Source organism: Amycolatopsis sp. NPDC049691 (assembly GCF_040675005.1).
Taxonomy (GTDB): domain Bacteria; phylum Actinomycetota; class Actinomycetes; order Mycobacteriales; family Pseudonocardiaceae; genus Amycolatopsis.
This window is the reverse complement of sequence record NZ_JBFANX010000005.1, coordinates 338316-350933: the sequence shown is the minus strand read 5'-3', so window position 1 is coordinate 350933 and position 12618 is coordinate 338316. Positions and strand designations below refer to the sequence as shown.

At 70.8% G+C, this 12618-nt stretch carries 13 protein-coding genes; 10 read left to right on the top strand and 3 right to left on the bottom strand.

The genetic code is table 11. The annotated features are described in order from the left end of the window. Positions 1-150: 150 nt before the first annotated feature. The 10 genes from AB0J40_RS14300 to AB0J40_RS14255 all read left to right on the top strand — a co-directional run bounded on the left by AB0J40_RS14300 (position 151) and on the right by AB0J40_RS14255 (position 10081). Positions 151-2850 carry a nitrate- and nitrite sensing domain-containing protein gene (locus AB0J40_RS14300; RefSeq protein ID WP_364452186.1) on the top strand — a complete coding sequence of 900 codons (2700 nt, stop codon included), beginning with the start codon at positions 151-153 and terminating at the stop codon, positions 2848-2850. 13 nt (positions 2851-2863) lie between these two features. After that, positions 2864-3541 carry a copper homeostasis protein CutC gene (locus tag AB0J40_RS14295; RefSeq protein ID WP_364452183.1) on the top strand — a complete coding sequence of 226 codons (678 nt, stop codon included), beginning with the start codon at positions 2864-2866 and terminating at the stop codon, positions 3539-3541. Positions 3542-3988: 447 nt separating this feature from the next. Next, the gene (locus tag AB0J40_RS14290) at positions 3989-4201 is read left to right on the top strand and encodes a hypothetical protein (protein WP_364452180.1); all 213 of its coding nucleotides are present in this window, start codon (positions 3989-3991) and stop codon (positions 4199-4201) included. 47 nt (positions 4202-4248) lie between these two features. Next, positions 4249-5211, top strand: a complete 963-nt coding sequence (locus AB0J40_RS14285) for a hypothetical protein (RefSeq protein WP_364452177.1) — start codon at positions 4249-4251, stop codon at positions 5209-5211. 167 nt (positions 5212-5378) lie between these two features. Next, positions 5379-7025 (top strand): S53 family serine peptidase, encoded by a 1647-nt coding sequence (locus AB0J40_RS14280; protein ID WP_364452174.1) that lies wholly within the window; start codon positions 5379-5381, stop codon positions 7023-7025. Between the two features lie 83 nt (positions 7026-7108). Beyond that, positions 7109-7960, top strand: a complete 852-nt coding sequence (locus AB0J40_RS14275) for a helix-turn-helix transcriptional regulator (protein ID WP_364452171.1) — start codon at positions 7109-7111, stop codon at positions 7958-7960. Next, the gene (locus AB0J40_RS14270; protein WP_364452168.1) at positions 7960-8118 is read left to right on the top strand and encodes a DUF397 domain-containing protein; all 159 of its coding nucleotides are present in this window, start codon (positions 7960-7962) and stop codon (positions 8116-8118) included. Before AB0J40_RS14275 ends, AB0J40_RS14270 begins: the two co-directional genes overlap by 1 nt. Positions 8119-8128: 10 nt before the next feature. Then, the gene (gene mdlC / locus AB0J40_RS14265; RefSeq protein ID WP_364452165.1) at positions 8129-9715 is read left to right on the top strand and encodes a benzoylformate decarboxylase; all 1587 of its coding nucleotides are present in this window, start codon (positions 8129-8131) and stop codon (positions 9713-9715) included. Position 9716: 1 nt separating this feature from the next. After that, positions 9717-9881 (top strand): hypothetical protein, encoded by a 165-nt coding sequence (locus tag AB0J40_RS14260; protein ID WP_364452163.1) that lies wholly within the window; start codon positions 9717-9719, stop codon positions 9879-9881. A 5-nt stretch (positions 9882-9886) separates the two neighbouring features. Next, entirely contained in the window at positions 9887-10081 is a 195-nt protein-coding gene (locus AB0J40_RS14255) for a hypothetical protein (RefSeq protein WP_364452160.1), read from the top strand. Between the two features lie 52 nt (positions 10082-10133). On the opposite strand, the gene AB0J40_RS14250 is transcribed toward AB0J40_RS14255, so the two are convergent. From AB0J40_RS14250 to AB0J40_RS14240, 3 genes are read right to left on the bottom strand one after another with little or no spacing between them, the layout of a single operon-like run. Continuing rightward, the gene (locus AB0J40_RS14250) at positions 10134-10997 is read right to left on the bottom strand and encodes an ABC transporter ATP-binding protein (RefSeq protein WP_364452157.1); all 864 of its coding nucleotides are present in this window, start codon (positions 10995-10997) and stop codon (positions 10134-10136) included. 20 nt (positions 10998-11017) lie between these two features. Further along, the gene (locus AB0J40_RS14245; RefSeq protein WP_364452154.1) at positions 11018-11851 is read right to left on the bottom strand and encodes an ABC transporter permease; all 834 of its coding nucleotides are present in this window, start codon (positions 11849-11851) and stop codon (positions 11018-11020) included. Continuing rightward, positions 11848-12618 (bottom strand): ABC transporter permease, encoded by a 771-nt coding sequence (locus AB0J40_RS14240; protein ID WP_364452151.1) that lies wholly within the window; start codon positions 12616-12618, stop codon positions 11848-11850. Before AB0J40_RS14240 ends, AB0J40_RS14245 begins: the two co-directional genes overlap by 4 nt.

Here is a 12618-nt window from a genome sequence, read left to right as displayed (position 1 = left end):
GGATCGTATGGTCCGCGCCCCATACGATCGCGGGCAGGGCCGTATCGCGCCAGCGCGGCTTTCGGATCTTCATGGGGCGGGCTACCGTTCAGTAGGTTCGAGGTGCTGTCAGATCCGCGGGTTCCCGCCCGCGGCGGAAAAGGAAACCAGGTGACCCGTCGCGACAAGCGTCCCCGCAAGGGCGGCGACGCGGCGGACCCACGTCCGGCCGGCGGCCGCTGGCGGCTCCGCAACTGGCGGCTCGGCACGAAGCTCTTCGCCGTCCTCCTCATCCCCGCGCTGGCGGTGATCGCGCTCGTCGGCCTCCGGATCAGCTCGGACCTGCGCGACGCCCGGCAGCTCGCGGAGTTCGCCACCCGCGGCCGCGTCGACAGCACGGTCGCCGAAGCCATCCACGAGCTGCAACGCGAACGCGACCTCACCGTCCGGTTCGTCGCCCAGGACCGCCAGGGCGACACCGCCGACCTGACCGGCCAGCGCAAACGCGTCGACCAGGCGATCGGCACGTTCGAACGGACCCTCGCCGACAGTAAACCCCGGCTCGACGCCAAGGCGGCGGAAAGCCTGCAGCAGACCGACGACCGGCTGCGCGTGCTCGGCGGCCTCCGGTTCTCCGCGGAGCACTCGGCGTTCCCCGCCGACGCCGTGCTGCGCTCCTACAGCGAGCTGATTTCCGGCCTCCTCGACATCAGCGACTCGGCCGCCGCCGACGTCTCGGACCCCGAACTCGCGCGGCTGCGCCTGGCGGGCAACGCGCTGGCCCGGATCAAGGACCAGATGTCGGTCAAGCGCGCGGTGCTGGCCGAGGCGCTCGCCGCGGGCAGCCTCAACCGCGACCGCACCCGCGCGCTGCTGGGCGCCGAAGCCGAGCTCAACGCCGCGCGCAACGACTACCGCACCTTCGCGACCCCCGAGCAGCAGCGGATGTTCGACGACACGGTGATCGGCCTGGTCGTCGACATCGGCAACGACATGGTCGAGTCCGCGCTGACCCGCACCGAGAACGGCCAGAACCTCAACGGTCTCGACCCGAACCAGTGGGACGTCTCGGCGACGCACACGGTCAACCTCGCCCACCAGGTGCAGCAGGCCCTGCTCGTCCAGTTGCAGGAACGCACGGACGCCCTAGCGGCGCAGGCGCGCACGGCCGCGATCTGGGACGGCGGTGTCGTGCTCGGCGTGCTGCTCGTCGCGGGCGTGCTGTCGGTGGTCATCGCGCGTTCGCTGTTGCGCCCCTTGCGGATCCTGCGCCGGACGGCCCTCGAGGTCGCCGAGCACCGGCTGCCCGCGGCCGTGCAGAACCTGCTCACCGACCCCGAGCCCGCGCCGGAGAACCTGCGGAAACGGCTGGCCGTCGCGCCGGTCCCGGTGTACACCCGCGAGGAGCTCGGCCAGGTGGCGCGGGCGTTCGACGCGGTGCACGGCGAAGCCGTCCGGCTGGCGGGCGAGCAGGCCATGCTGCGCGAGAACGTCAACGCGATGTTCGTCAACCTCTCGCAGCGCAGCCAGGACCTCGTCGAGCGGCAGCTGTCGGTGCTCGACCGGATGGAGGCCGACGAGCAGGACCCGGACACCCTCGCCGGCCTCTTCGAGCTCGACCACCTCGCCACGCGGATGCGGCGCAACAGCGAGAACCTGCTGGTCCTGTCCGGACACGACTCCGCGCGCGAGGACGCCGGTGCCGTCTCGGCCGACGAGATCATCGGTGCCGCGCTCTCGGAAGTCGAGCACTACCAGCGGATCGAGCTCGGGCCGGCGCCGCAGGTCGCCGTCCGCGGGGAAGCCGTCAACGACCTCGTGCACGTCATCTCGGAGCTGCTGGAGAACGCGACGCGCTACTCCGGCACCGCGCCGGTCACCGTCGCGAGCGCCGAGACCCACGACGGCGACTGGCAGATCGAGATCATCGACCACGGCGCCGGCATGCCGCAGGCCGAGATCGACCGCACCAACGCGCGGCTCGCGCACCCGCCGGACGTCGACGTCGAGGTCTCGCGCCGGATGGGCCTGTTCGTGGTCGCGACGCTGGCCACGCGCCACCGCATCGACGTCAGCCTGAGCCCGGGCGCGGGCGGCGGGCTCGTCGCGACGGTGCTGGTGCCCACCGCCCTGATCGTCGAGCTGCCGCCGATGCCCGGCCCGCCCCCGCCCGCCGAGCCGGCCGCCGCGCCCGAGCCGGAGCTGCTGGCGCCGCTGGCCCCGCTCACGCCGGCGGAACCCGAGCCGGAGCCCGAACCGGAGCCGGCGGAGCTGTCACCGCCGTCGATCGAGGCGGGCCCGCCGCGCCGGGCGCCCGTGGTGGCCCGCGAGCACAGCCCCGAGTGGCCGACGGCCGACGACGACTCGCACCTGGACCTCGACGCCCCGACCGAGCGGATGCCCGCTTACCGCGACGTCCTGTCGCGCTGGTTCGACGCGGCGGCCGCGCCCGCGGCGCCCGAGCGGCCGGCCGCCGAGCCGCTCCCGGTGGCGCAGGAGCCCCGGGCCGCTGAGCCTCAGCCGCGGCACGCACTGGCCGCGGCCCCGCCGCCGCCCCCGCCGCCGGTGGCGCCCGAGCCGAACCCGGACGACGAGGACACCGATCCGCAGTTCGCGCCCGTGACCCCGCCGGCCGCGATCGAGCCCGCCTACGAGTGGCCGACCCCGGCGGAGCTGGAGCAGGAGGACGGCGCCGAGGACACCTGGCCGTTCCTGCAGACCGACGACGTCGCCGCCGGGCCGGGAGCGGTGCCGGAGCAGCGGCCGATACTCTCTCTTTCCCCGGAAGCGGTGCGCGAGCGGATGACGAGCCTTCAAGGCGGCTTCCGGCGAGGGCGTCATGCGAGGGGGGACGACACCCGGAACCAGTGAAACGGATTGAGGCATGAGCTCGAAGACGCCCCTGCTGGAAGTGATCGCGCTGGACGCGGCGGACGCCGAAGGCGCGCAGGCGGGCGGGGCCGACCGCCTCGAACTGGTGACGGACATGGCGCAGGACGGCCTGACCCCCACGGTGGAAACCCTGCGCGACGTGCTGTCGGCGACCGACCTCCCGGTGCGGGTCATGTTGCGGGACAATGGTTCCTTCGCCGTCGGTGACCTCGAAGGGCTGCGCGCGGACACCGCCCGGTTGATCGACGCGGGCGCGCGCGAGTTCGTGTTCGGCTTCCTGAACATCGACAGCGAGATCGACCTGGACGCCTGCGAAGCGCTGATCAAGGAGATCGACGGTCTGCCGTGGACGTTCCACCGGGCCATCGACCGCACCCGGGATCCCTTGCGCGCCTACGACCAGCTGGCCGCGCTCGGGTGTGACACCGTGCTCGCGGCGGGCCACCCCAACGGGGTAGCCAGTGGGCTTTCCGTGCTGCAGCGGCTCGCGCAGCGCGACGGCGGGCCGGAGCTGCTCGTCGGCGGCGGCCTGCGCGCGCAGCAGGTGCACCTCTTGCGCGCGGGCGGGGTGCGCGGGTTCCATGTCGGAAGCGCGGTCCGGCCCGGCGGGTGGCAGTCGCCGGTCGACGCCGCCACGGTGCGCACGTGGGTGGAACTCGTCAAAAACTGATCGACTGCGGAACCCGTACGCAATATCGGACATCCGTATCCCGATCCGCAGCGGGCCGGCGGACAATTGCTTGATCCGCCGGCCGGTTATACCAGTATTCCTGGTTTTGAATCGTTATCGTGAAATTGCATTCGGTCCGTGCCGATGCCTGGCCGCCCGCGCGCGTGCAGCTGCACGCGCAACTTTGCTTTTGACCTGGTTGGCGGCTGATTTCGGGGCGATCGGCTGGCTACGGTGGTCCCGCGTTTCGCGATCCGGGCGATCTCAGGAATCGATCTGCAGTGCGGGAGGCGGCGCCGTGTGCGCGCGTATTCAGTTCGAGAACTCGTTGCGTGGCCAGCAGGAAACCAGGAGTTCGACGATACGGTGGATTTCCGCCACCTTGGGGCGGCTGATTCCCCGTGCCGATCGTCCGATTGCGTCCGCGCCGAGCCGGAGGTCCGAATCGTGACCGGCGCGCTACCGCGGCAACGCGGCACCGGAACCCCCGAAGACGAGTTCGCGAAGCTGGGGCTCGGCGGCTCGCTCGCCCTCACCGGCCTGCTGGCCGCCGTCAAGATCGCGGAAACCGCCACGGGCGTGGTGCTCACCGCCACCGGGGTACTCCCCGGTGCCAGTCCCTCGAAGGAGCGGGCTCCGGCCTGGCCCGGCGGGGAATGACCGGGAGCTGCCCGGCATCGGCAGCTCTCTACGGACGGAGGGCTGCCATGACGGGCAGTGAAGGGCGGGACGGCGTGCGCGGCACGCGCGTGGGGCTCGCCGACGCGCGCCGGCTCGAGGACGTCGTCGCGGAACTCAGGGCCCTGGACTACCGCTACGGCGGTGGTGCCTGCCGGGCGGCCGTCGAGTCGCGGCTGCCCGCCGCCGTGGCGCTGCTGGACGGCGTGACGAAGACCGTCGTGCTGGCGCGGCTGTGCACGGCCGTCGCCGACCTCTACAACCTGGCCGGGTGGACGAACTTCGACCAGGACCGCCCGGCCGCCGCGCTCGAGGCGTTCGCGCGGGCGCTGGAGCTGGCCGTCGAAGCCGGGAACGACGACCTGCAGGCCAACATCCGCTACCGCATCGGGCGGCTGCACCTGCACTACGGCGCCGTCGACGCGGCGCTGGCCGAGTTCGCGCGCGGCCGGGAGGCGGCGCTGCTGGCCCACTCCAAGCTCGCGCAGGCGATCCTGTCGGCCAACCAGGCGTGGGCGCACGCCAAGAAGGCCGACGTCACCGAGGCACTGACCTACCTGCGCCGCGCCCGCCAGGAGTTCGCCGAGGCCGAGGGGCGCGAACCGTCGCCGTGGGACGCGTTCTTCGGGCCCGCCGACATGGCCGCGATGGTCGGCACCGTGCACGGCGAACTGGCCCAGGTGGTCGACATCCGGCACGGCCGCGACGGCATCCCCGCGCTCACCGAGGCGGTCGCCGGCTACCGCGGCGGCATGACGCGCAGCCGGTCGCTGACCTTGATCTGGCTGGCCACCGTGCACGCGCTGGACGGCGACCTCGACGTCGCCACCGCCGTCGGCGAGGAGGCGATCGAGCTCGCGGGCGCCCTGCGCTCGCCGCGCACGCGCCAGCGGCTGCACTCGCTGTCGGCGGCCGCCCGGCGGTTTTCCGGCAACGCGGACGCGCAGGAGATCGTCGACCGCGTCGACGATCTCGGGCAGTTCGGACGATAATCGAATGATCATGGGATGGTAAACGTCCCGGAAAATGAAAATGGGACCCGCGAAATGGCAGCCAAAAGTAGGTTCCTCGACGGGCCGACGGCTTCTTATGCTGCTCGGCAACCTGCGGCGGGTATTGCCCCGCAGGCCCGGTCCCCACCGCCGAGAGGAAATCCCCCATGCGCTTGCGCAAGCTCGTCGCGGCCGCCGTGCCGCTGCCGGCGTTGCTCGGCCTCGCCGTGGCCGTCCCGGCCGCCGCGGCGACGGAACCCCTGGTCACCCTGGCCGACAACGCCGCTCCGCTCGTCAACAGCGCGCGCACCGGCGAGGTCGCGGACGGGCAGCGGATCACCGCCGCGCTCTCGTTGAAACTGCACAACCAGCAGGCGCTGGAAAAGTTTCTCGCCGACGTCCAGAACCCCGCGTCGCCGCAATACCACCACTTTCTGAGCCCGGATCAGTTCACTGCCGAGTTCGGCCCGACCCAGGCCGACGTCGGCAAGGCCGTCTCATTCCTCGAGAAATCGGGCGCGACCGGGATCGAGGTTTCCGGCAACCGGCAGGCCATCACGTTCACGGGTTCGGCGGCGCAGCTGGAATCGGCGTTCCACACCCGGATCGGGACCTACCACGACCAGGTGTCCGGCCGGGACTTCTTCGCCAACGACGCCGCGCCGACCGTGCCGGCGGACGTGTCCGGCGTCGTGGGCAACGTCGTCGGCCTGGACAACCACGCGCTGCGGACGCACGCCAAGGCCGTCGCGAAGCCCAACGTGGTCAAGTCGGTGACCCCGCCGGTGCTCAAGACCGCTTACGGCACCAGCGGTCTGTCGGCGACCGGCAGTGGCGTGAAGGTCGGCTTCGTCGAGTTCGACGGCTACCAGAAGTCCAACATCACCAAGTACGACAGCACGTACGGCCTGTCGGCGGGCTCGGTGACGACGGTCCCGGTCAGCGGCGCGAACTACGACTCGTCGCCGGGCGACGGCCAGATCGAGGTCGAGCTCGACATCGAGGTCGTGCACGCGCTGGCGGCCGCGGCGAACGACTACGTGTACGAGGCCCCGAACAGCAGCGCCGGCGAACTGGCGATGTACCAGAAGATCGCGTCGGACCACACGGTCGACGTCGTCTCGATCTCCTGGGGCGCTTGCGAATCCGCCGAGGGTTCGAGCGCGGCGAAGAGCGTGAGCAACGCGATCGCGACGGGCACGGCGGAGGGCATCTCGTACTTCGCGGCCGCGGGCGACGACGGCACGACCGACTGCTACCGCCAGACCGGCTCGACGGCGAAGGCGGTCGACTTCCCGGCGTCCAGCCCGAACGTGACGGGTGTCGGCGGCACGAAGCTGACGGTGACCTCGTCCAACGGCTACAGCAGCGAAGCGGCCTGGAACGACGGCAACAGCGGCGGCTCGACCGGCGGCGGCATCTCGACGGTCTTCACGGCGCCCTCGTGGCAGTCTGCGCAGAGCACGACGTACCGCAAGGTGCCGGACGTGTCGGCCGACGCGTCGCCGACGTCGGGCTACTACATCTACAGCGCGGGCACGTGGGAAACGGTCGGCGGCACGTCGGGCGCGGCCCCGCTGTGGGCGGCGTTCGCGACGCTGCAGAACCAGATCCACGGCGGCGGCCTGGGCAACCTGAACCCGAAGTTCTACGCGATCGGCAACGGGTCGTCGTACGGCACCGGCTTCCACGACGTGACGACGGGCACCAACACCCTGCACGGGACGACGGGTTTCAGCGCGGGCACCGGGTATGACCAGGTGACGGGCTGGGGGTCGTTCAAGGGGAGTGGCTTGTCCGGCCTGATCGGCTGAGTGTGCTGGTGGACCGGGGCTGTCGCGAATTCGCGACAGCCCCGGTTCCCGTTTTTGCAGGTGACCGGTGACACACTGCGCACATGTCAACACGAGTGGCGACGCCGAGGTCCCGGGCATTGGGTTTCGGCCTGCGCACGGCCAGGGTGGCGCGCGGTCTCGGCATGCGCGAACTGGCCCGGATGGTCGATGTGCGCCCGCAGGAGCTCTCCCATTGGGAGATCGGCACGCGGGTGCCGAAGATCGCGCAGGTGGGGCTGCTGCTCGGCGCGCTGCGGGTGGAGCCGGTGGAGCGGCAACGGTTGCTGGAACTGGCGGAGTACGCGCGAGAACCCAACTGGCTCGAGCGCAGTATCCCGGGCATCTCTCCGAGGCTCTCGGCCTTCATCGAGTACGAGCGCACCGCCTCGGCGATCTTCGCCTGGGAGCCGCTGCTGATGCCGGGACTGCTGCAGACCCCGGAGTACGCCTGGGCGATCCTCGGTACCGGCGGTCGGCAGCGGGCGGAGACGGAACTGCGGTTGAGGCTGAAGGTTCGTTTGCTGCGCCAGGAGGTGCTGACCGGCCGCGACCCTTCGCCCTACACCGTCTTCCTCGGCGAAGCCGTGCTCCGGCAGCGCCTCGGCGGTCGCGAGATCATGGTCCCGCAGCTCAAGTACGTTTCCGAGCTGGCCAAGCGGCGGAACATCAGTCTGCGAATCCTGCCGGAGGGCGAAGAGTTCCACCCGGGGCTCAACGGTTCCTTCGTGATCTTCGACTTCGCCGACCTGCCGCCGATCATCTTTCTGGAGCAGTACAGGGGAAGTGCTTACCTCTACGATGAGCAACAGGTGGCCGACTACCAGGCGGCCCAGCGGGCGATGGCGGCACTGACCCTGAGCGAGCAGGAATCCTTCGCTCTTCTCGGGGAGGTGATCGCCGACTTGGAGGCTTGATGTGGCGTAAGTCCAGCTACAGCGGGAGCGAAGAGAACTGCGTCGAGGTGCGCCTCGGCGAGGTGTCGCAGATCCGTGACACCAAGGACCGTTCCGGGAGGACGCTGATCGTCAGTGCGGCCACTTGGCGGGCTTTCCTTCGCAAGACTAAGCATTAGTCTGAGGGGCATGATCAAGCGCACGGTGCTGGACGCCACCCGCGAACTCCTCCGCGAACTCGGCCTCACCACGGTTTTCGGCAACCCGGGCACCACCGAGGTCCCCTTCCTCACCGACTGGCCGGACGACTTCGACTACGTCCTCGGCCTGCAGGAGTCCGCCGTCGTGGCGATGGCCGATGCCTTCGCCCAGGCCACGCGCCAACCCGTGCTCGTCAACCTGCACTCCGCCGGCGGGGTCGGACACGGGCTCGGCAGCCTGTTCACCGCCTACCGCAACCGGACGCCCTTGATCGTCGTCGCGGGGCAGCAGACGCGGAATCTCCTGCCACACGAACCCTTTCTCGGCGCCGTCGACGCGTCCGAATTCCCGAAGCCCTACGTGAAGTGGTCGATCGAGCCCGCCACCGCCGAGGACGTCCCGGCCGCGCTGGCTCGGGCTTATCACGTCGCGACGCAGGCGCCGTCCGGTCCGGTCTTCGTGTCCGTGCCCGCCGACGACTGGACCGCCACCACCGAACGCCCGATCATCAGCCGCCCGCGCATCCGCGGGTTCGCACCCGACCCGGAAGCGATCGACGAACTCGTCGCCGCGCTCGAAGCGAGTGAACGGCCGGCGATCGTCGTCGGGGGTGCCGTCGACCAGGACGCCGCCGTCGTCGAGACCGTCGCGCTCGCCGAACGGCTCAACGCCGCCGTGTACGTCGCGCCGATGTCGTTCCGCTGCTCCTTCCCCGAGAACCACCCGCTGTTCCAAGGCTTTCTCGACCCCGAGCGCGGCGCGGTGTCGGACAAGCTCGCCGCGCACGACCTCGTCGTCGTGCTCGGGGCTCCTGCCTTCACCTACCACGTCGACCGCGGCCGCGGCGAAGCTCCGCTGCCGCCGCTGTTCATCGTCAGCGACGACGAACAGATCCTCGCCCGCGCCTTCGAAGGCACCGGGATCCGCGCGACGCCGAAGCTCGGCATCCGCGCGCTGCTGAACGTCGTCGACCGCAGCACCCGCCCCGCGCCGGCCCCGCTCCAGCGCCCGGCGAAGCCCGGTGGCGACAAGCTCACCGCCGAGTTCGTCTACTCGACGCTCGCGGATCTGTTGCCGGACAACGCGATCGTGGTCGAGGAGGCGCCCAGCCACCGCGGCGTCCTGCACGACCACCTGCCGATCACCGCGACCGACACGGGTTTCCTGACGATCGCGAGTGGCACGCTCGGCTACGGCGTCCCGGGCGCGGTCGGCGCGGCGCTCGCGAGGCCGGACCGCCACGTCGTCGGCGTGGTCGGCGACGGTTCCAGCATGTACGGCATCCAGGCACTGTGGACGGCCGCGCGCCAAGACGTCCCGCTGACGATCCTGATCCTCGACAACGCGGAGTACGCGGCGGTCCGCATCCTGGGCGAGACGATCGGCGGCGCGAAGCTCCCGGGCACCGCGCTGGGCGGCATCGACTTCGCGGCGCTGGCGTCGAGCATGGGCTGCCAGGGCGTGACGATCGCCGAGCCGTCCGGACTGGTCCCGGGCTTGACCGCGGCCTTCGCCGACAAGCGCCCGACACTGGTGCACCTCCGGGTCGCGGCGTCCGACCGGACGCTGTACTGACTTGTCGACAACCGAAGAGCTCGAAGCGGCGGTGGCCGAACTCGTCGGCTGCCGGGTCGTCGAGTTCAGCCGGACGCTGAACATCGCGATCGTCGGTTTCCGGGGCGACGGCGTGGAAAAGCGGCTGCACGCGCAGTGCCCGTTCCGGGTGACGCCCGGCAGCTGACCGGGATGGTCACCGAACACGAATGCTTCGTCGAATCAGTGGCCCTCGGCCCGGTCGGGCTGCTGTCGGCGCGGCTCAGCGGCAACGTCACGGTCGAGGTCTTCCCGGCGTGCGCGGGCCGCACCGTCGAGCAGTGGCGGCTGTTCGACTGGCACGACACCGGTCGGCACTTCGTCTACCCGGACTCCGCCGACAAATGAAACCGCGGCGGACCAACCTGGTCCGCCGCGGCTTCGGCTGTCCTGACCGGACTCAGCTGCCGGTCTTGCTGCTCTCCGTCACGTCCGAAGACTGCTCCGCCAGCTCCCACTCCGCCGCGTCGGACGCGGCCGTGACGGCCTCCGCGGGGCTGCCGCCGTGCAGCAACCGCGCCACTTCGCCGCGCAGCGTCACGAACTCCGCCGACTCGCGCGTCGTGATCTGGTCGCGCGCGGCGGGCAGCCCGACCGGCAGGTCCGCGACGATCGACGCCGGCGACTTCGACAGCACCAGCACCCGGTCGGACAGGTAGACGCTCTCGTCGATGTCGTGCGTGACGACCAGGATCGTGCTGCCCTGCTCCCGCTGCACGCGCCGGGTCAGGTCCTCCAGCTCGAACCGCGTCTGGGCGTCGACCGAGGCGAACGGCTCGTCCATCAGCAGCAGCGCCGGCCGGCTGGCCAGCGCGCGGGCGATCGACACCCGCTGCTGCATGCCGCCCGAGAGCTGCCACGGGAACTTCCCGCCGACGCCCGAAAGCCCGACCTGCTCCAACGCCTCCGCGGCCCGCGAACGCCGCTCGGCCTTGGAGATCTGCCGCCAGCGCAACGGGAACTCGACGTTCTTCTGCACCGAAAGCCACGGGAACAGCGACCGGCTGTAGTCCTGGAACACGACGGCGAGGTCGTCCGGCACGCCCGAGACGCGGTCGCCGTGCAGGCTCACCGTGCCCTCGGTCGGCGGGGTCAGCCCGGCGACGCAGCGCAGCAGCGTCGACTTCCCGCAGCCCGACGGGCCGACGATGCTGGCCAGCTGCCCGGCCTCGACGGTGAACGACAGGTCGTTCACCGCGGTGTGCGCCTTGGCGCCCGTGCCGTAGCGGTGGCTGAGGCCGGACACTTCGAGCATGGTTGACATGGGGAGAGGCCTTTCCAGCGTCAGTCGCGGCCGAGGCGGGTGGGCTGCCAGGCGAGCACCCGCCGCTCCGCGGCCAGGAAGATCGTGTTGAAGACGTAGCCGAGGATGCCCAGCAGTACCAGCCACGACCACATGTTCGGGAAGTCGAAGTCCTGCTGGGCGTTCAGCAGCGACCGCCCGATGCCGTTGTACGCGCCGACCAGCTCGGAGACCACCATCAGCAGCAGCGAGATGGACAGGCTCACCCGCAGCCCCGCGAAGATCTTCGGCGCCGCCGCGGGCAGCACGACCATGCCGATCCAGTACCGCTTGGGGGTCCGGAACGACCGCGCCGTCTCCACCTTCACCTGGTCGACCGACCGGACGCCGTCGACCGCGTTGAGCAGCACCGGCCACACCGCGCCGAAGATGATCGACCCGATCTGCATGCCCGAGCTCAGCCCGAACAGCACCGCGAACACCGGGATCAGTGTGGGCGGCGGGATCGAGCGGAAGAAGGCGAACAGCGGGCCGACGTAGTCCATCGCCGTTTTGGACCGGCCGAGCAGCACGCCGAGGACGACGCCGACGACCGCGGCCAGCGCCCAGCCGCCGAGGGTCCGGCCGAGGCTGGGGAACACGTTGTCGAACACCGCGTCGGTGAGGAACAGGTGCGACGCGGGCCCGGTGAACCACAGCTTCGCGGCGGCGGTCGCGATCTCGGTCGGCGGCGGGAAGAACTTGCTGCCGCCGGCCCGGGCGGCGAATTCCCAGACGACCACGAGGATCGCGAACAGCAGCCAGTTGCGGACGACGGTCGCGGCGCCGCGGGCGGCGCGCCTGCCCACCCGGCCGGAAAGGGTCGCCGTGCTCATGCGATCGCCTCCCGGTCGACGGTGCTCCACCGGAACAGCCGCTTGCCCAGCTGCTCGAGTCCTTCGTTGATCAGGTAGCCCAGCACCCCCGCGACCACGGTACCGGCCAGCACCAGGTCGAACCGGATCGAACCGGTACCGGCGACCAGGATGAAGCTGCCGAGGCCGACTTCGGAACCGGCGAGGAACTCGACGCTGACGACGGCGATCAGCGAGATCGTCGCCGAGAGCCGGACGCCGGTGAAGACGAACGGCGCGGTCTGCGGCAGCGCGACCGACGAGAGCATCCGGAACCGGCTGGTCCCGCAGGCGCGGGCGGTCTCCATCAGCACCGGGTCGATCTCGCCCATGCCGTAGATGGTGTTGAACATGATCGGCCACAGCGAGGCATACACCGCGAGGGTGATCTTCGCTTCCGGGCCGGAGCCGATCACCAGCAGCACCAGCGGCACGAGCGCGGTGACCGGGATCGGGCGGAGGAACTCGACGATCGCGGCGGTGGCCGTGCGCACCGCCGGGACGCTGCCCAGCAGCAGCCCGGCGGGTACCCCGATGGCGATCGCGATGGCGATGGCGATCAGCCAGGCCAGCATGGTCGCGACGATGTCGCGGAGGAAGGCGGGGTCGGCCAGCAGGTCCCCGACGGTGACCAGGACGACGCTCGGCGGCGGCGTGAACGTCTTGCTGACCAGGCCGACCTGGACGACGACCTCCCAGAGCAGGAGGAAGCCGATCAGGCCGGCCAGGCCACGAAGCAGTTTCTTCAC